Below are 24,842 nucleotides of genomic sequence, written 5' to 3' on the forward strand. Positions count from 1 at the left end.
TATCCCACCGATAATGGTAAACTAGAATATGGGAAAAACTTTAATAGTTATCAACAACAAAAAGATTTCTCTCGTAAGGTTTCAGGAGATGCCATCATTTTAGTTTCTCAATTAGGTGCGTACCAACCTACTCCATTAGGTTTTTATGATTTAATCAATGAAAATTTAGAATGGGTCGCTGACTGGTATGCACCTGACTATTACTCAAAATCATCTGAAAAAAATCCCACAGGACCCGAAACTGGTACAGCTAAAGTCCTTAGAAGTACCAATATTAATGATGAATATATGATTCGAACTGCTTTTGGCTTCACTTTTTCAAGAATGTTTAAAGAACCCGATTTAAAAGGAAAGGATTTTGCTCATTATTACACTACATCAGTCCGATGTGCTGCCAATAGTCCAACGCCTATACAAAAATAGAATACCTATGACCCCATTAGTTTAAAGTCTAAGCTCATATTTTTTTATTCAGTGAAATTTTAAATTTCAGTTTTAACCATAAAACGGATCTTAGGAAATATTTATTATGCCCTAAGATCCTCAATATTTTACGTTAAATATGTATCATTATCAGGTTCTGAGAATAATGGTTTATCGTTAGCACTCGCCAAATATAGAATCTCATTATTTTCATCATATCCTTGCATAATTTTGACTTGTTTAAAAATACTATCATCCTGATTATAAGCAATTTGTGGTAAAGGCCATGTCTTAATTCCTTCCAAACTTGTTCTTGCTTCTATAAAGTCTTTAATCCATTTATTGGTAGGCCCTGTATATTTGGTATTATTATTTAAAGCCAAAACAATATTTTCTATTTGAAACCGTACCAAGTTTAAACCACTGGCTAAAAAGTTAATAATATGTCTTTCTAAATTTTTCTGACCACCAGTTATTTTTTCTCCCTCCGCATTTATTCGTTCTATAATATTTTTCCACTCGTTGACATGTATCGTTGATTTAAAAATATTAACAATAGCTGTTTTTCGTTGATCTAAATAATGAATACCATCCCAATCTACACTTGGAAAATCATCATAATGTGCCCAGCGAGTATTCCAATGGCAGAGAGAATATACCAAGATCCCTTTGGAGTTGGGTGTTAATCCAATCAATGATTGTAAATTATTATTTATATTTTGAGCACATGCCAATTTTGCTTCTTCAGATTTAATTTTCGCTGTCCATTTTCTAAAATCCTCAGTCACATCCTTAAAAAAAGTGGATATATTATTTAATTGGGTAGAATATTTTTTTAAAATTGTATAATCATTATTTGCGGCAAGCATTGCAAAAAGTTGCGACAATTGCTCAAATAAATTATCAGCAATATAGGCCAAATGCATAAAGCCCATTTTCAGTAAATTCTTTTTGATAAATAGCATTAAAGATACTAAATCTTTAGGATTCACCTCCAAATCAACCGCGCCTTTTGCCCCAATCCCATAACACAAATGGGCAGCCAACTTGATCCTGATCGAACCATTCGGATGAATGTACATATAAAAATTAAATTCTGCTCCTGCACCACCACTCACGCCAGCAGTAACGGCTGCTTTTGCTAATGTTTCAAACTTAGGCTCTCCACTTGATTCACGAGGGTTTCCATTCGCATTAAACCACTGTAATTCAACTTTTGGAGTAAGCGCTAATTGGGCGCCAGCAAAGGCTTTTACTTCTACTTGAGCTTTATTTAGCACATCAGGAGGTATATCTTCATTACTTTTGACTTCTACTTTTAAGCCTTTTACTGCATCCACTGCATCTTTCATCGATTTTTTAGGATCATGTGAAATTGCTTGTAGTTTTTGATAGCCTGCAACGTTACCAATCGCGACACTCGTTTGACCTGCAATTGCTAGATTTGCACCTGCAAATCCTTGTAATGCTGCACCAGCAACAACCCGAATTGTCGCAATGGGATCGCCACCATCAAAAACAATACTCCAACCGTATTTAGATGGCCAAAAAAAGTCCCAATTTGCTCGTCCCTCAAATAATACAAATTTTGCAGTCGCCTTTGCTTCAGCTTTACCATGTAAATGTTCCTTAGACAAGTTAAGCGTAGCCTCTGTACCATTTGTACCTACAAATCTCATCCACTGCGCATCTACTGTGAGTTCATCATTTTCACTCATCATATTGTATTGGTTAGAGTACTCTCCACCCACACGTCCCAACACTGGTAAATACAAATCTCGAATGCTTTTTTCATCCGCTGATTTTGATTTGTAACTCGCTAATTCAACACCTACACCATTTATAAATTTTTTTAAACTATCATTAAACTCTCGAGGATTCGATGTGTTTATTTCCTCTGTCCCTTCTCTAGCATTTGTACTTGTATCACTGGTTATCTTGATTTTAGTTGTGCTTTTATTTATTCGTTGAGTTCTTAATTCTTCGATTCTACGTTTATTGGCATATCTTCTTAAGATATTTGGATTACCATTTGAGTTTCCACTTGCTTCGATCACAAGTACTTCTTGGATTTCTGCACTGTTTTTAAACTCTCCATTAATTTTGTCTAGGGCGTCCTTTTTTGCGATACCCAGTCTTTCTTCAATTTTTTTTATGTCAGTTGGATTTCTTGCTTCAAGTTGTAACTCTAAATCTTTTTTATTTTTATAAATTGAAGATATAGATTTCTCAAAATCTTTAGTTAACTTATCGAACGGCTTAAAAACATCCATCGGTAAAATATAAATTTCATTGGTTTTTGGTACAATAATTATCGGTAATGTTGTTTTAGCACCTAAACTCGCTGTATAAGTTTCTTTAGGATTTGTAGTCGTGCTACTTAGCTTAATTTCAAAAGGATGAAAATTCCCTTTAGTTGAAGTCACTAGTGGCGCCATTAATGGAGATTTAAATTTAATTCCATTCAAATCAAATTCAATATAAGTTTTATGATCCGTATATAACAGATTTGATATTGATTTTTCATTCAATACACTGGATTTAATTTGTTTTGATGAGGCATCCAATCTTTCATTTTTTTCATTAAATATTCGATAACCACCTTTAGGAAAATACTTTATTTGCCCTCCTACTCTCATAAAAACCTGATATAAAATAAAAGCTTTCTGTAAAACATCAATTCGTTTTTCTACAACAATCGTCTCTTTCTTGTTTACTTTTAAATCACCAGATTTATTAAAAACTGGTCTTGTACTGATATAACTATAACTTTCCGATTTTATTCTATAAACACCATTTTTATCATCTTTAGTTATGGGCTTCTTACTATCAAGCCAAATAGTAACTTCCGCAGTCAAATAAGCATCAAAATATACTGCTCTCGTTTCTCCTTTGCTATTGGTTGAAAAGGAGTCCTGTAGTAGTACATTTGGACCAATTGTACTTAAATTTTTAACTATTAATTTATAGTTTATTCCAGAAAGCACATTACCTACATTATCTTTTACAACCAAAATGAGTTTATTATTTTTTGGCTGTATATTTGCTTTAAAAATATCGCCATTTTGATTATTTTTTAATAAAAAGTTTTCCACAATCTATTCCTTTATTTTTAAATTATAGCTATTAATATTTTCATCTTCTATATAAATAGAGATATTTTCAGGAGATGGTGTTGTTACTTTTTGTGTTTTACCCTGACTATCCGTAACACCCTGAATAACATCACCATTCTGCAGTATCATTAAATACTTTTTATTCGCTAATGGATTTCCAAGTAAGTCTTTAGCTTCATAGGTTAAATAACAAGGCGTTTCTTTGAATTCACGAGATTTCATTTCAACCTTTGCACCACTAGTAAACTTCTGCTGCCCAGATTTCACTTCAAATAATCCACCAGTCGTTGCAAATACACCTGAACCATTGAGCTTCACTTCCGAGCCATCACCAATCAGCTTGATTTCTTTCGGACTGATAATATAAATCGTATCTTCTGTCGAAATGATTTGAATGCCTTTGCGGGCGATCAAATCAGCACCTCCATCTTGAGCTTGGACCTCTACTTTCCCCTTGCCAGCATAAAGTCTTGCACCTTCCTGTGCTGCAAACAGGCTGATCTTTGAACTCGCATGCCCCACCAAGGATTTTTGTGTGCTTAGATTAATGCTTCCGCCAGCACTATGACTGATTTGCCCATCCGCAGAGAGGTGGATGTCTTCATTGCTTGATAGTGCAATTGAATTTGGTGAAGCCAGCATCATTACTGCGGACTTAAATGCATCCGCTTTTTTCGGATCTTGTTGAGCCAGTGTATTGATAAACCCTTGGATTCGTTCTAAGACCTCTAAAGGATCAGTCTGTTGGTTCTTGGCAACCTCACTTAAGGCTTTGGCATTGTTCAGGTTACTTTCTAGCTGACTTTTGGCTGCGGTTGTATCTAGATGATTACCTGATGCCCCATCTTGTGCATGGCTACTCAGCAGTAAGCCTTGACCTGCACGTACCGCACCCCATTGATCCGTTCTTAGCTCAAAGCCTTCTCCTCGCCCTTCACTCCTATCTGTCTCTTTTGGATGACTGAGGTTGCCAAGGTTGAGTTGAGTTGCACCATGACTGCTGTGTAACTGACTGCTGATCTGGTTGGTGGTATCGTCAAATCTCAGTTGATTATAGCCATTGCCCTGATATTCCTTACTTTTAATCCCTGCCAATTTCTTGGTATCGGGCAACTTTCCTTTGTCATCAAACTTGCTCGGGCTGCGTTGCGCTTCATGGATTCGACCCACCACAAATGGTCTGTCAATGTTGCCATCAAAGAAGTCGATGACTACAATCTCCCCAATCCTCGGTAAGAAACGTGCCCCATAACCTTCACCTGCCCATGGCGTCAATACATCAACCCAAGCTGAGTCGGTATCATTGTCATTCGAGCCTGCACCACCATCATGGCTGTGGTCTTCATTGCGGGTAAAGAGGAAGCGAACCTTGATGCGCCCCCATTCATCCACATGGATTTCTTCTCCACTTGGACCAACCACTCTCGCTCGCATTGGATGGACTGCGGGTCTTTGAGTTAAGGGATTATATTCAGGAACAACCGTAATATTACGTCGTTGTAGCACCAACTGATTCGCTTGGCGTTCTTCACTATTGTTTACGGTGAGATGGGTGCGTTGCCAATCACTTTGTTTTAACAAAGTGTCGACTTGATGGCTCAAGTCTTTGGGTAAATTATTTTGGTTATAAAACGTTTTAGAGATAATCAAGAACTGCTGATCGGCAGAATCTTTTAGCTCTAGGCTTGGATGTTGATTAAGCTCAAAGTGATAACCCACCTGCGCATCTCGTACCGTCGATATTGCCGTGAATTGTTTGGCTTGGGCATCGTAGTAGTTGCTAAGGTTTTGGTTAAAGCGTTCGATCTGACTGTTGCCTGATGGCGTTGCACCATCTTCCCCATTCAGATCAGGAATCCATGCAGGACTAAAGTGCCATACTTGTTCTAAGCCTAGACTGGCGTTATCGTACTGGTCACTGTGCTGATATTTGCTTTGTACATTGCCTGCACCTTCTTCGGTTTCAAGAATATCGGCTTGCCAACGGTGGATATGCACAGACGTCGGTTGAAGGGAGCGTTGTTCTGTAAAATTGATAATCGAATCGCTAGTCTCTATAGCCGAACTTCGATGAAAGCGGATCGTGCGTCGTTCTAAACTTTCGTATTGAGTATTGTCATCAATCAATCGAAGCTTTTGAGGCTGGATGGGTTCATTAAAATGAGAGACTTTAAGCTGTGCTTCATCAATTAAACTCGTCACACCTTCCGATGCTAGAAGCCTTTGAATAAGATCTATATCTCGTTCATTATTCTGCATAATGAGTGGTCGAATATCATAGTCTTTGGTCAGCCCAGTTTTATCTAAACTCAAACTAGCAGCAAACAGCGGACTTCTTTGTTGCCATTCTTTATGCAATATTTCAACAACTTGAATCACCGACTTATTCAGAAACACTCTACTATTACGGCGTTTATGCCACAGTGACGTTGCATCCTCAAGTTTGAGCTTATAGACCGTCAGTGCGCCATCACTTTGTCCCTGTGCAGCTTCGGTAATGATGCCTGTGGTACGGAACAGTTGTCCGCGGTCAGTGACTTGGTCGATTGCAGCTTGGCAACCGATAAATTGTTTGAGTGGAATATTTGCAGATGTTGCAAGACAGATCAGTTCCACAGACACGCCTTGATTGATGGCATGTTGTCCATCAATGCGTTGCAAGAACACTTGGGCGGTCAAATCAGGATTGCTAAACTGAATGTGCAAAGCTCTTTTTTGAGCGGTTAATCCAAGTTGTTCTAAAGCCGAAAATATATTGGCAAAATTCATTTTCTTATCTAACTTAAAATAATATTAATATTTATCTATATTTAATCAAAAAAAACGATTGAATCCTAGTTTATTGATCGGTTAATTTTTAATAAATTGTAAAAAAACCTCAATATTCATATTTTAATATTGAGGTTTATGTTTTGAATTCAGTCAGTTAAATATACTTAACTTTATTCGCTATCCATCATGGATTGGCTCATACCCACAGTATTGAAACCTGCATCGACATACAAGATTTCACCTGTAATACCATTTGCCCAAGGTGAACATAAGAACAATGCCGCATTACCAACATCTTCAATTGTCACATTGCGTTTCAGTGGTGCAATTTTTTCATTGGCATCTAACATCTTACGGAAAGACTTAATCCCTGATGCCGCTAGAGTACGGATTGGACCTGCTGAAATCGCATTTACACGAATTCCTTCTGCACCTAGACTCGAAGCCAAGTAACGTACACCTGCTTCTAAAGATGCTTTTGCCATACCCATCACGTTGTAGTTTGGCATCACAGACTCAGAACCTTGGTAGGTCAAAGTCAGTAAACATCCTTGGCGAGCAAGCAATAAGGGTTTCGCAGCACGTGCCATAGCCACAAAGCTATAAGCACTGATGTCATGTGCAATTTTAAAGCCTTCGCGGTCAGTTACGTCCGTAAAATCACCATCCAGCGTATGCGCAGGTGCAAAGCCGATTGAGTGAACAACACCATCCAAACCATCCCAATGTTTTGCCAGTTCAGCAAAAGCATGGTCAATTTCTGCATCTACAGCAACATCACAAGGAAAAACCAGCGTTGAACCAAATTGTTCTGCAAACTCATCCACACGTTTTTTTAATTTATCATTTGGGTAAGTAAATGCGAGTTCTGCACCTTCACGGTGTAATGCCTGAGCAATACCAAATGCAATGGATAATTTACTTGCAATACCCGCGATTAAAAAGCGTTTACCTGCCAATAGTCCTTGTGCCATGAAATTCTCACTTGATTAATTTTGTAAGCATAATGCCAAGTCTTGGCTCAGAACTAAATTGCATAATGCATCTTTTTTTAAAAGTTTAGTAAAAATATAAAAAAACGCACTGTAAAAAGTGCGTCTTTATCAAATCTATTTTGCTCGATCAGCAATGATTAATCATCACCTTGCAATAAGCTCAATAAACGTAGGAATGAATAGTACATCCAAACCAAAGTTGCCAATAAAGCAATACCACATAACCATTCATATGATTTAGGCGCACGTTGTGCAGCAGCAGATTCAATCAAATCAAAGTCAAGGATCAAGTTAAGTGAAGCAATCACGGCAACAAATGCAGCAAAACCAATACCTAACAGGTTACTTTCAAATAAGAACGGAATGCTTGAACCAAATGCCAAACGCATGATGAATTGCACCACAAACACCAAACCAATGGCGATAGACGCTGAAATCACAACCGATTTAAATTTTTCAGTTGCACGGATAATTTGGAATTTATATAAACCAAACATCACCAAAGTTGTGACAAAAGTTGCCAAAAGCGCTTGTAAAGGAATACCTGGGAACTTCAATTGGAAGATGACGGAAACACCACCTAAAAATGCACCTTCAAAGAATGCATAAGGAATCGCCAACACACGTGCTGTATTCGGTTTAAATGTCGCAATTAAACCTAAAATCAAACCACCAATTGCACCAACCATTGTAGCAGCGTATGCAATTCCTACATTCATGGTGCTAAAGCTATAAAAGAAAATTCCAACACCTAATACCGCAGCAATCACAGTCAATAAAATAGACTTTTGAATTGCGCCTTGTATGGTCATTGGCTGTTCATAATCCGCATACGTTTCCGCACGCGTTAAAATTGGGTTATTACTTTGCATAGTCAATCTCTTTGTAATAATTCAAATATAAAAGGATATTAAAACGTTTTTTATGCAAACAATTTGAACTGCTTGCTCTTTTTTGTAACGAGTTGTCAGAAGACATCGCTTTCAGTATAGCTTAAAAAATCAAAATTCATAGTAAAAAAGAGATTAAAAATTCCCTTGTTTCAATCTGATATATACATATATCAGTTTATATCTAACAATTGAAAGATGAATAAACTTGTTATAAATAAATGATTAGATGAGTTTAAACCCGATAAAGCCCAATCCATGATGAGACTGAACGTATTTCAGTAAAGCCATGTTATCTCCTCACATATTGCGGATAACCTTTCCGAGTCTCATGTTTTATCAAGATTTTTAGATCAAACTCAGCTTATTTAAACTTTAACAATAAAGCGGGGCATTGAAAGCTTTATATTATTCAACAAAATGTTCGTAGCATTGATTTTATTGATCTATTGAAATTATATTTTACTGTATAAGTTTTCAACAGATTGACTGTAACTTACACGAACAATGTTGAGATTGAAAATTTTATATTAACGATGTAGGCATAACTTGACTGAATAAACCAATCCAATATTAGTCAGACGATGTCGCTATCGCGGTTGGCGATATGGATATCCCCTTTGACCGAAAAAAGATTTTTGTTATCTTTTCGTCTCTGAAAAGTAAAACATCGCCTACGCAAATCTATTTAAACTTTAACAATAAAGCGGGGGCATTAAAAGCTTTATATTATTCAACAAAATGTTCGTAGCATTGATTTTATTGATCTATTGAAATTATATTTAATGTATAAATTTTCAACAGATTGACGATAACTTACACGAGCGATGTTGAGATTGAAAATTTTATATCAACGATGTAGGCATAACTTGACTGAATAAACCAATCCAATATAGTCAGACGATGTTGCTCTTTGAATACCAAAGAGCAACAGCAACAAGCTTAGGGGGAGTACCCTAGCCGATCATCTGACCAAAACTGGCTTAATCTTTATTCTCAATAAAGAAATATTGACGGTAGTATTTTAATTCTGCGATTGAGTCGCGAATATCATCCATCGCCAAATGTGATGCATTTTTCTTAAGACCACTCATAATTTCTGGTCTCCAGCGTTTTGCCAACTCTTTAACAGAAGATACATCCAAATTACGATAATGGAAAAATTGCTCAAGCTCTGGCATTAAACGATGCATAAAGCGGCGATCTTGGCAGATTGAATTACCACACATCGGTGATGATTTCGGACTGACCCATTTCTTTAAAAATTCTAAGGTTTGTTGTTCCGCATCTTGCGCTGTGAGTTTACTGCGACGTACACGTTCGATCAAACCTGACTGACCATGTTGTTTGGTATTCCACTCATCCATTGCATTGAGAATAATATCTGATTGATGCACTGCAAGTACTGGACCTTCCGCCAAAATATTTAAATGGTCATCTGTCACAATGGTTGCGATTTCAATGATCTTGTCATTATCAGTATCTAGACCTGTCATCTCGAGGTCAATCCAAATTAAGCGGGTATCCTGTGTACTGCTCATAGAGTCAATCTTATTAGGTCAATAAAAAAATGAATAGTAGCAAATTTCTTACTTCTGCGCTGTAATTCATTCGCTCATCATGGTATTTTTGCCTTCTCATTTTCAAGGTTTTTTTAGGACATGAATGGCTTTAATTCGTAAACGTCGTTTGACTGAACAGCAGCAACGCCGCATTCAGAAACAACATAAAACACGTCAAGAAGAAATCGACACTTCCAACGACCTAGAAGGTCTGGTTGTTCAGCATTATGGACGACAACTCGAAGTACAAGCCCTTTCTACACCCGCTCAACATCCACAAAAACCTATTGTTCAAGCAGGCGAACCTGAACCCTTTTGGAAACCGATTGAAATCGGCAGTGTCTGGCGTTGTCATACCCGTACCAATCTTGAATTGTTGGTCACAGGGGATAAAGTTAAATGGCAGGCAGACCCCAATACTGGTTTAGGCATTATCACAGCTATTCACCCGAGAACATCACTGTTAACTCGCCCAGACCGTTATCACAAGGTCAAACCTGTGGCAGCCAATATCAGCTTGATCGTGATTGTTTTTGCGCCTTTACCAGAACCTGCACCTACCTTAATTGATCGTTATTTGGTGGCTTGTGCAGATGCCAATATTCCTGTGCTCTTGGTTTTGAACAAATCCGACTTACTCAAAGACAGTGACCCAATTTTAGATCTCATCAAAGAGTATCAAGACTTGGGCTATGAAGTGTTGATCACACAGTCTGAAGGCGATATTAGCGAACTGAAGCAACGTTTAGACAATGAAACCGTCGCTTTTGTAGGTCAATCGGGTGTAGGCAAAAGTACATTGATTAATGTTATTGTTCCCGATGCAGAACAGAAAACCAACATCATTTCTGAAAACTCAGCACTTGGACAACACACGACAACATCAACACGTTTAATTCGCTTTGGTGAAAATGGTGCATTGATTGACTCACCAGGAATCCGTGAGTTTGGACTGTGGCATCTAAGCCTTGAAAAAATTGATGCTGGTTTTCCCGAAATCTCCAACTTGATTGGACATTGTCAATATCGTAATTGCACGCATACCCATGAAAAGCAATGTGCGGTTAAAAAAGCAGTGGATGATGGTGAAATACTAGCCAGACGTCTGGAAAGTTATTTGCGCTTAATTGAAGAAATCACTGATGCGCAACAAAAAAATTAAATTTCTTCTGCGATAACCTTGAAGCGGTGATTTTGATCACCATATATATACGCTATACTCGACGCAGTTTTTGATTGTAATTAGGTGACTTGTGGAACGTTGGTTTGAGTTTATGGGGAATCACCCCTTCTTATTTGGTATTTTAGGGGCACTCATTGTCTTGTTCTTTATTTTTGAAGGACAACGTAGTGGTCGTAAAATTTCACCACAATCCCTTGGTATTTTGGTGAAAGCCAAAAATGCAATGCTGATTGATTTACGTGATGCGAAAGATTTTCGCGAAGGTCATGTCAGTGGTAGCCGCAATATTCCATACAGCCAAATTGCCAGTCATATTGAAGAATTGAAAACTGCAGATCGCCCTTTAGTCTTTATCTGTAACTTAGGTCAAGTGGCAGGTAGTGCCTTGCAACAAGTCGGTCATGCAGACAGTTATCGTCTAGATGGTGGTATTAGTAACTGGAAAGCCCAAGGCTTGCCATTAGTTAAAGCTAAAAAATAAGCTTAAGGAGCTCAACATGTCTGCTGAAGTAAAAGTTTATTCAACAACTTTCTGCCCATACTGTGTACGTGCAAAATCTCTGCTTGAGCGTAAAGGTGTTGCTTTTACCGAAATTAATCTCGATCAAGAAGCACCTGAGGTTAAGACTGAGCTAATCCAGCAAACCAAGCACCGTACTGTGCCACAGATTTTTATTAATAATGAATTCATCGGTGGTTTCGACCAGCTTTATGCTTTAGAAAAAGCGGGCAAACTCGATGAATTACTTGCGTAATTAATCACTTCTTAAAATTTAAGGAATAAAGAATGAGTGAAGAACAACAAGCTCAACCACAACTAGCTTTAGAACGTATTTATACAAAAGACATTTCTTTTGAAGTACCTGGCGCTCAAGTTTTTACGAAAGAATGGCAACCTGAATTAAACATCAACTTGTCTTCTGCTGCTGAAAAAGTTGATGCAACACACTTTGAAGTATCGTTAAAAGTCGTGGTTCAAGCAAATAATGCAGGTGATACAGCATTTATCGTGGATGTTACACAATCAGGTATTTTCTTGATTGATGGTATCGAAGAAGATCGCCTTCCTTACATCCTAGGTGCATACTGCCCGAACATTCTGTTCCCATTCTTACGTGAAGCTGTGAACGATCTTGTGACTAAAGGTAGCTTCCCACAATTACTTCTTACGCCAATCAATTTTGATGCTGAGTTCGAAGCAAATATGGAGCGCGCTCAAGCCGCTGCTGCTGAAGGTCAAGCTTAATTTCTTAGATTTTAAGTTTGAAAAGACCGCTTTGTGCGGTCTTTTTTATTGCCGAATCAGTAAAATAAAGTTCACTCAAATTTCACAAAATTCGATCATGGCATTTTTTATACTTTAAAAATCAAAATACGACGACAAATCATCTATGCCCATTACCCCCTTACATTTAGGTTTAGGTACAACGTGTAAAGGAATCGGAAATCATCGCTTTAGCTTACTTATTTTTTCGGGTGTTCAAGTCCTGATGGATATCGAACCTTTGCTTGGTATGATTTTGGGCTGGAATACTTTACATCTTTATACCCACAATTTAATCGGTGCCTTCTTGATTGCTTTAATCGCAATTCCCATAGGCAAAGTGATGAGTGAGTTTGTCTTGCGCAGACTACTCAAACAAAAAAATTGGCAAATCACATGGCGAGTGGCAACTCTCAGTGCACTGACGGGCAGTTTTAGTCACATTCTTTTAGATGGTTTGATGCATGCAGACATGTACCCTTTTTATCCCTTCAGTCAAACTCAATTTTTGCTAAATTTAATTCCCTACTCTTTTATTTTTTATGGTTGTTTTATTGGCTTTATCTTTGGCGGCATCCTATTTCTGCTGCATGAAAAATAACAACAAAAATTTTTATACACCCGTCTCAACAATCGTTCTAAAGGTCAAATTAATCCGAGCAGTGTGGACTTTTTTGGTCGGTGGCAAGCGATGCAACCAATGGGTTTGTGTGGTGTCTTTCATGATCAGTAAACTGCCATTTTCGAGAAAAATCTCAACTTTTTCTTGGCTATTTTTATGTTTAAAGGCAAATTTTCGGACTGCTCCAAAGCTTAAAGATGCGATCGTACCATTCCTTTTTAGATCTGTTTCACCATCACTGTGCCAAGCCATTCCCTCTTCGCCTGTGTGGTAAAGATTAAGCAGACAGGAATTAAATGTTTCACCTGTAATCCGTTCAATCTGCTGTTTAAGTTCCAGTAATTGCTTTGTCCACGGCAAGGCGTACTTTGATGTGTTGGAATAGGTATATTCATAAGGCTGATTGCCATACCATGCCACTTTTCGTTTGGTGATGATCTTTTTGCCAAAAATAATCGCTTGATCATTTTTCCATTCAATCGTCTTTAACAGTTGCTCAAAATAAGCGTGCGCCACAGGTTCTTGCATAATGATTCCAAAATAATGAACCACGCCATCATATGGAAGCAAGTTTTGATTTTGCTCAGGTTTAAATTCAAGTTGTTGCATTTTTCCACTTCAAATAGGCTGATTTCATACAGTGTCCACAAGGTCGATATTGCAATGCTAAAGCTTCCGCTTCACTACTAAAGAATACTCGATTGTTTTTTAACATCCGTTTACCAGAGGCGCAGTCTAGACGTCCATAAATTCTTAGTTTTTGGTTGCCCGCAAATAAAATTTCAGCATTTTTAAGCTTGCTATATAACGCTAATCTCTCTATTTCACTATGCTGAATCATGCTTTAACTCACTGCATCATGAAAAATAATACCTAAACTATAACGCTCTCCTTCAGTTAACTGACTTACACCATGCTTCATATTGACCCGATAGTAACTATGCGTACCTTTCTTGGGTCTAAAGTGTGTGGTCAAAAGTAAAACGTCACCTTTGTTCGGTTGTATCACCATTGCTTTGGACTGTGCACGAGGAATTTGCTCTGTCAGTACCAGCTCACCGCCCTTAAAATCAGCATTGGCTTGATTGAGACAAATCACCATTTGAATTGGGAAATAAACCTCACCATAGAGATCTTGATGTAAGGTATTAAAACCATGTTGTTGATAATGCAAAATCAATACAGTCGCTTTGTTTTGACCCGCTTGCTGACATTGCTGTAAAAATGCTTCATGTGATGCTGGATATTGCCGATCGATGTTTAAATTCGCAAACCAAGCATTGGCGAGCGGAACGAGGTGGGAGTAAAACTGTGTACGTAGCAATTGCAATAAATTGGGTAAAGGGTGACGAAAATATTTATATTCACCCTCGCCAAAACGATAGCGTTGCATATTGACAGTTTTACGGTATAAATCTTCATGGTGATAATGTGCTTTGATTAATTCACAAAGCTCATCGGATAAAAAATTCTCAATGTGTGAATAACCTTGCTGATTGAGCCGCTCATGGATTATTGTCCAGTCCAAATGCTTAATTTTCTCGCTCAGAACTTGAGCCTGTTGAATATTAAATGTCGACATGGGTTTGAACACCTTCCCAACCAATCATCGCCATTTTTCGACTTTTACCCCAATGATATTCACCGAGTACGCCTGTGGCTTGAATGACTCGATGACAGGGGATTAAGAATGCCACGGGGTTGTGCCCCACTGCCTTACCCACTGCACGAGAGGCTTTAGGATTTCCCACTTGTTCAGCTAAATCACCATAGGTGGTTAATTGTCCCATTGGAATTTTAAGTAAACTTTCCCAGACTTTTAGCTGAAAATCAGTCCCTTTTAAATGAAGTTTAATTTGTCCTAATTGCTGATTCTCAGATGAAAAATCAGATGAAAAAATTGCCAAAGCATGCTCATGGAGTACATCTGCTTGTTGATAAAATTGAGCATTGGGGAATTTTTCGAGCATTGCAGCAAAACTTTCCTGCTCGTTGTCCACAAAGGACATAAAGCAAATGCCTTTCGCTGTAGATGCCACCAAAACAGTTCCAAATGGACTTTCAGCATATTGATAATGGATCGTTAAATCTTCACCACCACGCTTATATTCAGCCGGCGTCATCCCTTCTATTTGTATAAATAAGTCATGCAAACGACTGGTACTGGAAAGCCCAGTATCATAAGCCGCATCAAATACCGAATGATCTTGCTTTAATAATGTTTTGGCATGTTCCAAGCTAATATATTGCAAGAATTTTTTAGGGCTGGTTCCCGCCCATTCAGTAAATAAGCGTTGAAAATGAGCAGGGCTTAAATGAATATGTGCCGCCACTTCATCAAGATTGGGCTGTGCTTTAAAGTTGTGCTGAATATAGGTTATGGCTTTTGCAATACGTGCAAAGTGATTTTGCTGTTGCATCACATGTCTCCTGATCTTCTCGTTATAACTTAACAAAGATAAAGTGATGAACAAATCCGAATCATGCTGAGTTTAGTGATTCAATATCGTTTAAAAATCACCATACAATAAAAAACCGTTAGTCATTAAACTAGCGGCTTTTTAAATGGATAAATCTATTCTTCGAAATTGCGTTAGTCAAAAAAACAAGTCGTTTATACACAAGCGATATAAATTTACCTGATTCTTTGTCGTGATGAGCTATCACTACACGTAAATTATAAAGTGTGGCATTGCAAGCTTTATAACCATATGGATCACGTTAATGAACGTATATAAATATATGATCTATAATTTTGACTTATTTATAAATCATCTAAATGCATAGTTCCGCAGTAAGACTATTGATAGATCTTATGACCTTGATCACGAATTTCAGCAATTTTTTTGCCTTCCATTTTGGCATGATCTAAATGTCCACCTTTGACTAAGGCTTGCGTTTTATCAATCTGTGCAATCAATTGATCATAAAGTTGTGTTGAGCTTGGCGCACTGGCATCACCACGACCTTTCAGTTTAACTTTTTTTGCATCTGTTGCAGCCGCACGCATGTTGTCTAGTGCTTTATTGGCTTCTGCTGGATTTGTGGTTTGATTAAATGCTTTATAGTTTTTACCCAATGCCTGCATATTCTGTTGCAGAGTTGCTGCAAAACTCATTGAACTCAAACTCAAAGCAGACATCATCATTACGGTGGCTAAAGTTTTTTTGATCATTGTGATCTTCCTTAAAACTGTGGCTATTGTGAATTATCAACGGGAATGAAAGTACAGCTATTATCCATATTCAACATTAAACATAGTTTAAAACCACAAAAAATAGCAAATAAAAAATGCAACGAAATCGTTGCATTTTTATATTTAAAACCGACCAAGAAAATCTATACAGGCTCAATTTTGTGATTTAAAGCATCGTGAATCGCTTCAACCAACTGTTGAGCAATTTCTTGTTTAGATGCTTTTTCCAAGTCTCGCTTTTCCATTTGATATTGCTCAGCAAAAAACACCGTCATTGCATTTTGATCTGAAGCAAAACCAATATCTGCACGTGAAACATCATTACATGCAATCATATCGAGTTTTTTTGCTACTAGCTTTCCTGCTGCATACTCTTCAACATTGCGTGTTTCAGCAGCAAAACCCACCATAAATGGACGCTTGGACTGTTGTGCAATCGTCGCCACAATATCAGGATTTTTAACTAGAGAAACATTGAGTTCATCACCTGCTTTCTTGATCTTATGCTCAGCAACTTCAGCCACACGATAGTCCGCAACAGCAGCAGTTGCGATGAAAACATCACAACCTTCTTCGAGTTGATGCATGCTCTCATCCAGCATCTTGATTGCTGAAGAGACATTGATACGACGCACACCATTCGGGGTATCTAAACTAACTGGTCCTGCCAATAAGGTGACTTTTGCTCCTGCTGAATAACACGCAGCTGCAATGGCAAAACCCATTTTTCCTGTACTGTGGTTGGAAATATAACGGACGGGGTCAATTGCTTCACGTGTTGGTCCTGCGGTAATCACCACACGCTTTCCAGCCAATAAGCCAAATTTTTCCGCAATCGCACGTTGTGCCTGATGGAAATAATTTTTAACCTGTTCTGCGAGATCTTCTGGTTCAGGCATACGCCCTAAGCCAACATCGCCACAAGCTTGAGAGCCTGCTTCTGGCATGATCACATGCACACCATCTTCAACCAATGTATTTAAATTACGTTGAGTAGGTTTGGCAGCCCACATCTGTTGGTTCATTGCAGGGGCAACCCAAACAGGTGCTTTTGTTGCCAGATAAAGCGTACTGAGTAAATCATCTGCCAATCCCGCAGCAAATTTTGCAATCGTGTCACAACTGGCTGGCGCAACCAAAACCAGATCTGCCCAACGTGCTAATTCAATATGTCCCATCCCTGCTTCTGCTTCAGGGTCTAATAATTCTGTATGAACGGGGTTACCTGACAATGCCTGAAAAGTCAGCGGTGTAATAAATGCTTGTGCACCATGCGTCATCACCACACGGACATTAAAACCGTAATCCTTTAAACGACGTACAAGGATGGCACTTTTATAGGCAGCAATACCGCCAGTGACAGCAAGAATAATATTTTTATTAGAAAACACACTGAGATCGAAACTCACGATCAGGCTACCTTTCTGTTGCAGTGGCGCTCACAATAGCATTAAATAGTCTATCTCCCAAGCAGTTATCGGGAGAAAAATGAAAAGTACAATAAATTAAAAATGTGGAAAATAATGAACCATTCAATCAAACAATGGCCCGAACAAGAACGCCCACGTGAAAGATTACTCTTGCAAGGGGCACACAGTTTATCCGATGCCGAACTTTTGGCAATCTTCCTTCGTTCAGGCTCTAAACAGCACTCTGCGGTCGAATTATCACGTATATTGATTCAGCATTTTGGACATTTAAATGCCGTCTTTGATGCCTCTTTAGAAGAGCTTCGTCAGTTTCATGGGATTGCAGAAACTAAATATTCGCAACTGATGGCAGTCAAAGAATTAGGTCGTCGCTATCTTAAACATCAACTCCAACAAGGTATGGACTTAAGTCGTTCTGATTTAATTCGAGATTATTTACGTTATGAATTGATTGGAGAACAACAAGAAGTCTTTGCTGTGCTTTGTTTAGATAGCCAATTACGCAAGTTAAGCTTTAAAAAGTTATTTTTTGGTTCTATCAATTACTGCAACATTTCGATCAATCAATTATTACGCCATGCCATACAAAAACAGGCGACGTTTATTGTCATTGCCCATAATCATCCTAAAGGTTTAGCAAAACCTTCACGTGAAGATTACGATCTAACTCAGCAAATATTCAAAGCCTGTCAACTGCTTGAAATAGAATTATTAGATCATATGATCATCGCCGCTGAACAAAGCTATTCCTTTACTGAACATGGACTCATCAAATCTAAAACTTTCCCTGCAAATAAGATTGACAAGTATCCTTGAAGCGGTGAAGATCACTAAAAAATTATAGACTTAAAAACATGATTGTCCGCGATCAAAACGATACTCTTAAATTACTCCTGTCTTGGCGTGGTACGATTCTGCCAAAAGTGTTACCACCGCTAGGTTTTGTGATGCTCATCTCTGCCATCGTAGGTGGAATTGAATATACTGATTTATATCGTTTTCCTGAGCTTCCTCTGGTCGGTTTTACCCTTATCGGGGTTGTCCTGTCTATTTTTTTAGGCTTTAAAAACACAGCATGTTATGACCGTTGGTGGGAAGCCCGTAAGCTTTGGGGAATGTTGATTGCAAATGCGCGTCACTTTGACCGTGACTGCCGTATTTTTCCGCAAGGTCGTCGCGAAAGAATTATTCAACATGTCATTGTTTTTGCAAACTTATTGAGAGATCGCTTACGACATCAAACTGCCAATCCCGATGCTCTGGTCGAAACTAGTGGTATGAGTCCTCAAGCATTAACCCAACTCTACCAACAGACCAATGCACCGCAATACACCCTGAGTCTAATTCAATGGGAATTGATGCAAGCTTTGAAAGAAGGTGAGATTTCAGACATCATCTACACCCAGCTCAATGAGCATGTTAATGAACTCAGTTTGGTACAAACAGGTTGTGATCGTATTGCTACGACACCTTTACCATTTGCCTATTCAGTTTTATTAAATCGAACTGTCTATTTTTTCTGCTTTATGCTTCCATTTAGCTTAGGTTCATTATTGGGTTTAGCCACACCGTTATTGGTGGGCATTTTGGCGTATACATTTCTCGGCTTAGATGCTTTAAGTACTGAGATTGAAGAACCTTTTGGTACTCAAAGCAATGACTTACCACTCGACTCGATGGTTCGTATGATTGAAATTGAACTGCTCGGAACCCTAGGTAAACCTACCCCACCACCAATTCAAGCACAGGATCATAATTTACTTTAATGCAGAATCGCTTGAGAACTGATCTTAAGTAACTCAAGCATGCTTCCAAGCGGATTCAACATCGAATGATGTCTGTGATATAGAGCTAGGGATAAAATATGAAATATGTGGTTATTTTTAAAGCTCAGGTCAATGTACTTGATCAGACCTATATTCAAACCGCGCAGCATTTACGAGAAAAAGCGCTGACTCAATTTAACTGTCAAAAATTTGAATCGATTTGCGAAAATGACTTTGAAATTGCGCTTTCCTATTGGAACTCACTTGAAGATATCCAAGCATGGCATAAAGATGCAGAACATCAAGCAGCTCAAAGGATTGGCAAACTGCAGTGGTATAAAAACTTTCGTGTCGAAATTTGTGAAATCACAAGATCTTATTAACATCTGTTGACACTTCACAGATGCTTACGACAGCTGAAATATCGACAATCTCTTCATAAAACGCTTAAAATTGGCAGACCAAATATAATTATAAAAGGACTTTGCTATGTCAGAATTATTCCAACTGATTTTACACGGCGAAAGCAACGCTGCTTTAGGAAAACTCACCGCTGAAACCCTCAATCAACAGCTTGATGGTTCATCATTGCTGATGTATGCCTTGCAACATCAACAAGATGACATTGCGCTCAAACTAATTGAGCTTGGCATTGATGTAAATTTGCAAAATAATCAAGGACAAACAGCATTACATTTGATAGCTGTTTATAAAAATAATATCGGTATTGCTCGCGCAATCATCGCACATGGCGCAGACTTATCACTGCAAGATCATTCAGGAAATATTTCGCTTTGGACTGCTATTTTTAATGCTCAACAACACTATGATCTGGTTAAGCTATTACTAGAAAACGGTGCTGATTTAAACAGCAAAAATCGCTCTGCGAAAAGCCCTTATGATTTGGCATTGTTGATGAAATTCCCAGAAGGTATCAGCTTGGTGCAACAGTACCAAACTCATTCTTTATAGTCAGTCGACTTTAGCAGATTTTTAAGCTGCGAGTGCATTGATTGAACTAGGCAATACAAGGTTTTGCTAAGCGCTCTAATGGACTTCAAATTCAGACTCAGCGGGATCGAAACGCCACGTTCTGACAATTCGTAGTTCAGAAATATCTTTCATTTTTGCATCAAAACGTCCAAATGGAGCACCCTTACGTACCGAATTTTTAGCGGCTTCATCTAAAATGGCATGACCTGAACTTTCGATTAAACGAATTGCCCGTATTCCCCCTTCATTATTCAGAATCACCATTAAACGAACTTCACCTGAAAGGCGCTGTTGCTTAGCAAGATCAGGATAATAGCGGTTGCCATACATTTCGACTTTTTCACGGAATTTATCCAAATAACCAGCCGATGCATCTTGTTTCGCTTGAATGCCATCTAAGGTTTTAATTTTTTGTTGTTTACTAAAATTTTGCTGCTTTTGTAAATATTGTGCTTCTAAGCTCGCCACCATCGCGGCTTTGGCTTGCATTTGGCTTTGTAATTCTTCCATTGCCTTTTTTCGATCGTTTTGTTCAGCTTGCTTTTGCCAACTTAAAACGGTCATCAGCACTTTTTCTTCAAATTTTAATTCACGTTTTTGCTGTATTTGCTCTAAAGCTTCAAGCTGTTGATCCCCTGCACTTTTATCTTCAGCTTGTGCTGGCATATCAGAGGACATCCGATGTTCTTTACGAAAGGTTCCTGAACCTTGTTGATCTGCTTGCGCAAGGAAATCAGCATCTTTGACTTTATCTTCACTTGGGCGAATACTGACAGCAATTTCTTTTGTCGCAGTATTATTTTCTTGCGGCATACCAAATTGCACAGATAAAAATAACCCGTGGACAATTACAGCAATTGAAACTGCCCCGACAAATAATGCATCTTGCCACCAGTACCCAGTATGTTGCGTATTGGCAAATAATTTTTTTATCATGACATTAATCCGACAAAATTCCCCAATTGCCAAATTTAAAATTTATTAAAATAAGTTTAGTCTTACATTATTCACAAACTTTGTGACTGACTTAATGAAAGTAAAAACGTAATTTTAAAACACTCAAAATGGTGCAATGTTTTTTGCTAAACTGCAATCTTTAGACTTGAATTTTTTTAATCATCGACAAGTTTATCGCCTAAAAGTGATGATGATTTGGGACCATACTTATGCCGACGCTACTTTCTAACATTGTTAAACGTATTCGACAAGTATACCAAAAAGCCGAAGGTTTTATAGAAGAAGAGCGCGAATTTCCACTCTCTCAAGTATTTTTAAATGCAACGTTTAAACGTTATGTGACTGACAATGTCAAAATTCTTGAAGATTTACATGCCGACTTGCATGATGATTGGTTAAGACTTTATGCAACACTGAATGTTAAAGGCATGCATTTGGTATTGTCTGTCGATCTTAAATTAGTTCAAATGGAAATGAACAAAGATATGCAACTGATTGTTTTTGAACAAATCAGCAACACCCAAGTCATCGAAGCAAAGTATCCTAATATTTGGTACAAAATGGGCGTAAATTGTGCATTGTTCTTCTATCAAAAGGTACTTAAAAAAGATCCTTTGGGCATGATCTTAGAAAAATTTGATGTCATTCGCGTGAAGGATGAATTATTACATTTAGACCTTAACCGTTGGTTAGGTAAAAACCGCTCTATTATGGACACTTTAAATAAAGTTCATGTTAATCATGCCGAACTTCGTGAAACAGAGTTAGTGGTGATTGGGAATGTCAATCTCACAGCCATATTCAGTAATTTTAGAGAAGATGATGACCGCATGGTTGACTTAGAAGAAGAGGATTATATCGACGATAAGGTCACACCCATCGAGCAAAAAAGCTAAATCGTTCATTTTGGGTCAAATTTCAAGTCAAACCGAGCAAAACCAATACATAAATTCACAGGATTTGAAATAAAGTGAATATTTTCTCCCCAATTACATTGCATAATAGATGCTATAACTCACAGATACTTTTAAATGCATAGGACATTTAATGATGGCAAAAACGTTATTTAAAACATTCAGCACAGCAGCCGGTATTTCTACTGCAATGTTATTGGTTGGATTTTCAAGCAATGCTCTTGCCATGAGTCCATTCCAAGCCAGCTATCAATTTGCTTATAATGGCAAAAATCTAGGCTCTGCTACCCGTACTTTAAGTCAAAATGGTAACAATTGGACCTATGTCTTTGCTGCCAAAGCGGCTGCAATTGCATCAGCAAGCGAAACCAGTCGTTTTACTTTTAGCAATGGTCAAATTAATTCCAATAGTTTTAGTCGTACCAGTAAAGTGTTGGTACATAACGACACGATGACCATTAACTTCAATCCAAACAATAAAACCATCAATACCAAGAAAAAAGATCAAGCACGATCTTTCCCTTGGAAAGCAGGTGCTTTGGATGAACTCAATGCTGAATTACAAGTACGTGAAGACTTAAAAGGTTCTGGTTTAAAATCGAGCTATCTGATCGCTGATGCTAAGGGGCTTGACGCTCGTCGTTTTGTAAAACAAGGTACTGAATCCATTAAAACCCCAGCGGGAACGTACAATACCATCAAAGTGGTACTCACTCATGATAATGGGGAAAAAAGCTCAATCTTCTGGTTAGCACCACAATTGGACTATTTACCTGTAAAAATGTCGCATGTAGATGGTAAGACCTCTTATAACTTAACCCTGACCAGTTACAAAAAGTAAGAGATTTTTCACCTTTTGGTCAATTTGAGCTTGCATTTTTTTTGGTGCTTTTTAAAATACGCCTTTGCTTTAAAAAGCACCTTGCCTCTAGAGGATTCTCCCTGTGCACGCACTAGAACAGAAAATCTTAGCTGAAGGTATCGTTCTATCTGATCAAGTTCTGAAAGTCGATTCTTTCTTAAACCACCAAATTGACCCTGCCATGATGCAACTGATTGGTCAGGAATTTGCTCGCCTCTTTAAAGATGCGGGTATTACCAAAATCATTACAATTGAAGCGTCAGGTATTGCTCCTGCTGTAATGGCTGGTTTGGAGCTTGGTGTACCTGTTATTTTTGCACGCAAATATCAATCTTTAACCCTTAAAGATGATTTATATCGTTCAAAAGTATTCTCTTTTACAAAACAAATTGAAAGTACCATTGCGATTTCTAAAAAGCATATTACTAAAGGCGATAAAGCTTTAGTCATTGATGATTTCTTAGCCAATGGTCAAGCTGCTTTAGGTCTTGCTGACTTAATTCATCAGGCTGAAGCAGAGGTGGTTGGCATCGGGATCGTGATTGAGAAATCATTCCAACCCGGTCGTCAACTGTTGCTAGATAAAGGTTACCGTGTTGAATCTTTGGCACGTGTTGAATCTTTGGCAAATGGTACTGTTACTTTTGTAAAAGACTAAGACTGTTAGCTTAAGCTTTTATCTTAAAATTGAGCGCTCTATGCGCTCTTTTTTATCGCTTATAAAAAAGTGCTCAGGTCTTTTTAACCATTCTTTTCCTTGTTTTTTTATTCTATATTCTTTAAATAATGATGCACTCAGGCAATTATAGATGAGATCACTCACCCAAGAATTCATTGATCTGTTGAATGTAAAACAACTGGATAGCTACTTATTTCAAGGACAAAATACACAACTATTTGGTTCACACTTGATGGGAGGACAATTGGTTGCACAGGCTTTGATTGCTGCATCAAAAACCACTGATCGTCCTGCACACTCCTTACATGCATATTTTATTCGTAGTGGTCGTACAGATTTACCCATTTTATTTAAAGTGGAAAATTTACGAGACGGCAAAAGCTTTACCACTCGACAAGTGAATGCATGGCAAGCTGGTCATATTATATTTTCAGCGATGATTTCATTTGCACTGATTGAAACTGGTTTAAATAATCACATTGAAGCACCAGATTATCCTCTACCCGATCATCTTTTATCAGAACAACAGCATAAGCAGTTGATCTATAAGGATGTGCCTAAAGCTGCTCAGGATATGTTTATGCGTCAGTTTTTCGTTAAAGTACATCCAGTACAACCCTTTAATCCATTTAAACCCGTCAAATCAGAAACCCGCTATGCCGAATATATGCAAACTTTTCACAGAATCCCTGCAGAGTTCGATCTTCCCATGATTCATCAAGCAATTGTTGCTTATTATTCCGACTATAATCTGTTGACCACATCACTCAGACCGCATGGCGTAAGTTATGCAAATGGCGGAGTTCGCAGTGCAAGTCTAGATCACAGCATTTATTTTCATTCAGCATTTAGAGTTGATGAATGGTTGTTGTATGACATGGATGCGACTGTTTCCAGTCAATCTAGAGGGCTGAATTTTGGGCGAATCTGGCAAGCTGGAAAATTAGTATGCAGCGTCACCCAAGAGAGTTTAATGCGTGTTAAATCACGATAAAACATTACATGGTATCATGTAAGTTTTTGATTTAATCGCTTAAACCTATATTTATATTTAAACTTTTCTACCCAACGTCTTCACATAAAATATAAAGAATCTACATTATATTCAGTTACAATCGAATCAAGTCTCATGATCAGCATTGTAAAACAGCTGTCGTGAAAATGAGTGAAATATTAACTATAACTTAGCGAAGACAAATGGACTTTGTTGAGTGAGTA

Annotated in this window: 26 protein-coding genes; 14 read left to right on the top strand and 12 right to left on the bottom strand. The window is 38.0% G+C overall.

Going from position 1 to position 24,842, the window contains the following annotated elements; translation table 11 throughout:
- Positions 1 to 423: SUMF1/EgtB/PvdO family nonheme iron enzyme (locus F938_RS17595; RefSeq protein WP_005033923.1), on the top strand; the 423-nt coding region annotated here is incomplete at its 5' end.
- 128 nt (positions 424 to 551) lie between these two features.
- On the opposite strand, the gene F938_RS17600 is transcribed toward F938_RS17595, so the two are convergent.
- The 5 genes from F938_RS17600 to orn form a co-directional block, all read right to left on the bottom strand.
- Positions 552 to 3,518: a hypothetical protein gene (locus tag F938_RS17600; RefSeq protein WP_005033925.1), complete on the bottom strand. Its 2,967-nt coding sequence runs from the start codon at positions 3,516 to 3,518 to the stop codon at positions 552 to 554.
- A 3-nt stretch (positions 3,519 to 3,521) separates the two neighbouring features.
- A complete protein-coding gene (locus F938_RS17605) occupies positions 3,522 to 6,308 on the bottom strand; it encodes a type VI secretion system Vgr family protein (protein WP_005033927.1) in 2,787 nt (928 codons plus the stop codon).
- A gap of 173 nt (positions 6,309 to 6,481) precedes the next feature.
- Positions 6,482 to 7,285, bottom strand: coding sequence for an enoyl-ACP reductase FabI (locus F938_RS17610; RefSeq protein WP_005033929.1), 804 nt, complete (start codon positions 7,283 to 7,285; stop codon positions 6,482 to 6,484).
- Positions 7,286 to 7,443: 158 nt separating this feature from the next.
- Positions 7,444 to 8,178 carry a Bax inhibitor-1/YccA family protein gene (locus F938_RS17615; RefSeq protein ID WP_005033931.1) on the bottom strand — a complete coding sequence of 245 codons (735 nt, stop codon included), beginning with the start codon at positions 8,176 to 8,178 and terminating at the stop codon, positions 7,444 to 7,446.
- 1,001 nt (positions 8,179 to 9,179) lie between these two features.
- Positions 9,180 to 9,737 carry an oligoribonuclease gene (gene orn / locus F938_RS17620; RefSeq protein ID WP_005033934.1) on the bottom strand — a complete coding sequence of 186 codons (558 nt, stop codon included), beginning with the start codon at positions 9,735 to 9,737 and terminating at the stop codon, positions 9,180 to 9,182.
- A gap of 124 nt (positions 9,738 to 9,861) precedes the next feature.
- Between orn and rsgA the strand changes: the two genes are divergently transcribed.
- The 5 genes from rsgA (at position 9,862) to F938_RS17645 (ending at position 12,806) form a co-directional block, all read left to right on the top strand.
- The gene (rsgA, locus tag F938_RS17625; protein ID WP_005033936.1) at positions 9,862 to 10,920 is read left to right on the top strand and encodes a ribosome small subunit-dependent GTPase A; all 1,059 of its coding nucleotides are present in this window, start codon (positions 9,862 to 9,864) and stop codon (positions 10,918 to 10,920) included.
- A 91-nt stretch (positions 10,921 to 11,011) separates the two neighbouring features.
- Positions 11,012 to 11,422 carry a rhodanese-like domain-containing protein gene (locus F938_RS17630; protein ID WP_004825084.1) on the top strand — a complete coding sequence of 137 codons (411 nt, stop codon included), beginning with the start codon at positions 11,012 to 11,014 and terminating at the stop codon, positions 11,420 to 11,422.
- A gap of 16 nt (positions 11,423 to 11,438) precedes the next feature.
- Positions 11,439 to 11,696 (top strand): glutaredoxin 3, encoded by a 258-nt coding sequence (grxC, locus tag F938_RS17635; RefSeq protein WP_004825086.1) that lies wholly within the window; start codon positions 11,439 to 11,441, stop codon positions 11,694 to 11,696.
- Positions 11,697 to 11,728: 32 nt separating this feature from the next.
- Positions 11,729 to 12,187, top strand: coding sequence for a protein-export chaperone SecB (gene secB, locus F938_RS17640; protein ID WP_004825088.1), 459 nt, complete (start codon positions 11,729 to 11,731; stop codon positions 12,185 to 12,187).
- Between the two features lie 145 nt (positions 12,188 to 12,332).
- Positions 12,333 to 12,806, top strand: coding sequence for a hypothetical protein (locus tag F938_RS17645; RefSeq protein WP_005033941.1), 474 nt, complete (start codon positions 12,333 to 12,335; stop codon positions 12,804 to 12,806).
- 12 nt (positions 12,807 to 12,818) lie between these two features.
- On the opposite strand, the gene F938_RS17650 is transcribed toward F938_RS17645, so the two are convergent.
- From F938_RS17650 to coaBC, 6 genes are all read right to left on the bottom strand, one after another.
- Complete coding sequence (locus tag F938_RS17650) at positions 12,819 to 13,436, bottom strand: alpha-ketoglutarate-dependent dioxygenase AlkB family protein (RefSeq protein ID WP_005033944.1); 618 nt, start codon at positions 13,434 to 13,436, stop codon at positions 12,819 to 12,821.
- Positions 13,423 to 13,668, bottom strand: coding sequence for an Ada metal-binding domain-containing protein (locus tag F938_RS17655; protein ID WP_005033946.1), 246 nt, complete (start codon positions 13,666 to 13,668; stop codon positions 13,423 to 13,425). Before F938_RS17655 ends, F938_RS17650 begins: the two co-directional genes overlap by 14 nt.
- Before the next feature lie 3 nt (positions 13,669 to 13,671).
- Complete coding sequence (locus F938_RS17660; RefSeq protein WP_005033949.1) at positions 13,672 to 14,409, bottom strand: 2OG-Fe(II) oxygenase; 738 nt, start codon at positions 14,407 to 14,409, stop codon at positions 13,672 to 13,674.
- Positions 14,396 to 15,247 (bottom strand): bifunctional transcriptional activator/DNA repair enzyme AdaA, encoded by an 852-nt coding sequence (locus F938_RS17665; RefSeq protein WP_005033951.1) that lies wholly within the window; start codon positions 15,245 to 15,247, stop codon positions 14,396 to 14,398. Before F938_RS17665 ends, F938_RS17660 begins: the two co-directional genes overlap by 14 nt.
- 380 nt (positions 15,248 to 15,627) lie before the next feature.
- The gene (locus tag F938_RS17670) at positions 15,628 to 16,002 is read right to left on the bottom strand and encodes a cytochrome b562 (protein ID WP_004825098.1); all 375 of its coding nucleotides are present in this window, start codon (positions 16,000 to 16,002) and stop codon (positions 15,628 to 15,630) included.
- Between the two features lie 164 nt (positions 16,003 to 16,166).
- Positions 16,167 to 17,432, bottom strand: coding sequence for a bifunctional phosphopantothenoylcysteine decarboxylase/phosphopantothenate--cysteine ligase CoaBC (coaBC, locus tag F938_RS17675; RefSeq protein WP_005033953.1), 1,266 nt, complete (start codon positions 17,430 to 17,432; stop codon positions 16,167 to 16,169).
- Between the two features lie 114 nt (positions 17,433 to 17,546).
- On the opposite strand from coaBC, the gene radC reads away from it, so the two are divergent.
- From radC to F938_RS17695, 4 genes are all read left to right on the top strand, one after another.
- Positions 17,547 to 18,269 (top strand): RadC family protein, encoded by a 723-nt coding sequence (gene radC, locus F938_RS17680; RefSeq protein ID WP_004825103.1) that lies wholly within the window; start codon positions 17,547 to 17,549, stop codon positions 18,267 to 18,269.
- Positions 18,270 to 18,307: 38 nt separating this feature from the next.
- Positions 18,308 to 19,219: a bestrophin family protein gene (locus F938_RS17685; protein WP_004825105.1), complete on the top strand. Its 912-nt coding sequence runs from the start codon at positions 18,308 to 18,310 to the stop codon at positions 19,217 to 19,219.
- Positions 19,220 to 19,317: 98 nt separating this feature from the next.
- Complete coding sequence (locus F938_RS17690; RefSeq protein ID WP_004825107.1) at positions 19,318 to 19,602, top strand: antibiotic biosynthesis monooxygenase family protein; 285 nt, start codon at positions 19,318 to 19,320, stop codon at positions 19,600 to 19,602.
- A gap of 106 nt (positions 19,603 to 19,708) precedes the next feature.
- Positions 19,709 to 20,191 (top strand): ankyrin repeat domain-containing protein, encoded by a 483-nt coding sequence (locus F938_RS17695; RefSeq protein ID WP_005033955.1) that lies wholly within the window; start codon positions 19,709 to 19,711, stop codon positions 20,189 to 20,191.
- Positions 20,192 to 20,266: 75 nt separating this feature from the next.
- Here F938_RS17695 and F938_RS17700 read toward each other — a convergent pair whose 3' ends face one another.
- Positions 20,267 to 21,148 (bottom strand): energy transducer TonB, encoded by an 882-nt coding sequence (locus tag F938_RS17700; RefSeq protein WP_004825113.1) that lies wholly within the window; start codon positions 21,146 to 21,148, stop codon positions 20,267 to 20,269.
- A 230-nt stretch (positions 21,149 to 21,378) separates the two neighbouring features.
- On the opposite strand from F938_RS17700, the gene F938_RS17705 reads away from it, so the two are divergent.
- From F938_RS17705 to F938_RS17720, 4 genes are all read left to right on the top strand, one after another.
- On the top strand, positions 21,379 to 22,065 hold the full coding sequence (locus F938_RS17705; protein ID WP_005033958.1) for a hypothetical protein: 687 nt from the start codon (positions 21,379 to 21,381) through the stop codon (positions 22,063 to 22,065).
- A gap of 154 nt (positions 22,066 to 22,219) precedes the next feature.
- Positions 22,220 to 22,924, top strand: coding sequence for a DUF3108 domain-containing protein (locus F938_RS17710; RefSeq protein WP_010591293.1), 705 nt, complete (start codon positions 22,220 to 22,222; stop codon positions 22,922 to 22,924).
- Between the two features lie 103 nt (positions 22,925 to 23,027).
- A complete protein-coding gene (locus F938_RS17715) occupies positions 23,028 to 23,603 on the top strand; it encodes a xanthine phosphoribosyltransferase (protein WP_004825120.1) in 576 nt (191 codons plus the stop codon).
- A gap of 151 nt (positions 23,604 to 23,754) precedes the next feature.
- Positions 23,755 to 24,618 carry an acyl-CoA thioesterase gene (locus F938_RS17720; protein ID WP_005033962.1) on the top strand — a complete coding sequence of 288 codons (864 nt, stop codon included), beginning with the start codon at positions 23,755 to 23,757 and terminating at the stop codon, positions 24,616 to 24,618.
- Positions 24,619 to 24,842 lie beyond the last annotated feature (224 nt).

It is taken from the genome of Acinetobacter bereziniae LMG 1003 = CIP 70.12 (assembly GCF_000368925.1).
Lineage (GTDB): Bacteria > Pseudomonadota > Gammaproteobacteria > Pseudomonadales > Moraxellaceae > Acinetobacter > Acinetobacter bereziniae.

Coding starts and splice junctions, on each gene's coding strand:
- F938_RS17665 (WP_005033951.1), bottom strand. CDS start 15,247: ATGCAACAGCAAAATCACTTTGCACGTATTGCAAAAGCCATAACCTAT.
- secB (WP_004825088.1), top strand. CDS start 11,729: ATGAGTGAAGAACAACAAGCTCAACCACAACTAGCTTTAGAACGTATT.
- radC (WP_004825103.1), top strand. CDS start 17,547: ATGAACCATTCAATCAAACAATGGCCCGAACAAGAACGCCCACGTGAA.
- F938_RS17720 (WP_005033962.1), top strand. CDS start 23,755: ATGAGATCACTCACCCAAGAATTCATTGATCTGTTGAATGTAAAACAA.
- F938_RS17705 (WP_005033958.1), top strand. CDS start 21,379: ATGCCGACGCTACTTTCTAACATTGTTAAACGTATTCGACAAGTATAC.
- F938_RS17610 (WP_005033929.1), bottom strand. CDS start 7,285: ATGGCACAAGGACTATTGGCAGGTAAACGCTTTTTAATCGCGGGTATT.
- F938_RS17655 (WP_005033946.1), bottom strand. CDS start 13,668: ATGATTCAGCATAGTGAAATAGAGAGATTAGCGTTATATAGCAAGCTT.
- F938_RS17670 (WP_004825098.1), bottom strand. CDS start 16,002: ATGATCAAAAAAACTTTAGCCACCGTAATGATGATGTCTGCTTTGAGT.
- rsgA (WP_005033936.1), top strand. CDS start 9,862: ATGGCTTTAATTCGTAAACGTCGTTTGACTGAACAGCAGCAACGCCGC.
- orn (WP_005033934.1), bottom strand. CDS start 9,737: ATGAGCAGTACACAGGATACCCGCTTAATTTGGATTGACCTCGAGATG.
- grxC (WP_004825086.1), top strand. CDS start 11,439: ATGTCTGCTGAAGTAAAAGTTTATTCAACAACTTTCTGCCCATACTGT.
- F938_RS17710 (WP_010591293.1), top strand. CDS start 22,220: ATGGCAAAAACGTTATTTAAAACATTCAGCACAGCAGCCGGTATTTCT.
- F938_RS17645 (WP_005033941.1), top strand. CDS start 12,333: ATGCCCATTACCCCCTTACATTTAGGTTTAGGTACAACGTGTAAAGGA.
- F938_RS17650 (WP_005033944.1), bottom strand. CDS start 13,436: ATGCAACAACTTGAATTTAAACCTGAGCAAAATCAAAACTTGCTTCCA.
- F938_RS17660 (WP_005033949.1), bottom strand. CDS start 14,409: ATGTCGACATTTAATATTCAACAGGCTCAAGTTCTGAGCGAGAAAATT.
- F938_RS17615 (WP_005033931.1), bottom strand. CDS start 8,178: ATGCAAAGTAATAACCCAATTTTAACGCGTGCGGAAACGTATGCGGAT.
- F938_RS17690 (WP_004825107.1), top strand. CDS start 19,318: ATGAAATATGTGGTTATTTTTAAAGCTCAGGTCAATGTACTTGATCAG.
- F938_RS17700 (WP_004825113.1), bottom strand. CDS start 21,148: ATGATAAAAAAATTATTTGCCAATACGCAACATACTGGGTACTGGTGG.
- F938_RS17695 (WP_005033955.1), top strand. CDS start 19,709: ATGTCAGAATTATTCCAACTGATTTTACACGGCGAAAGCAACGCTGCT.
- F938_RS17685 (WP_004825105.1), top strand. CDS start 18,308: ATGATTGTCCGCGATCAAAACGATACTCTTAAATTACTCCTGTCTTGG.
- F938_RS17605 (WP_005033927.1), bottom strand. CDS start 6,308: ATGAATTTTGCCAATATATTTTCGGCTTTAGAACAACTTGGATTAACC.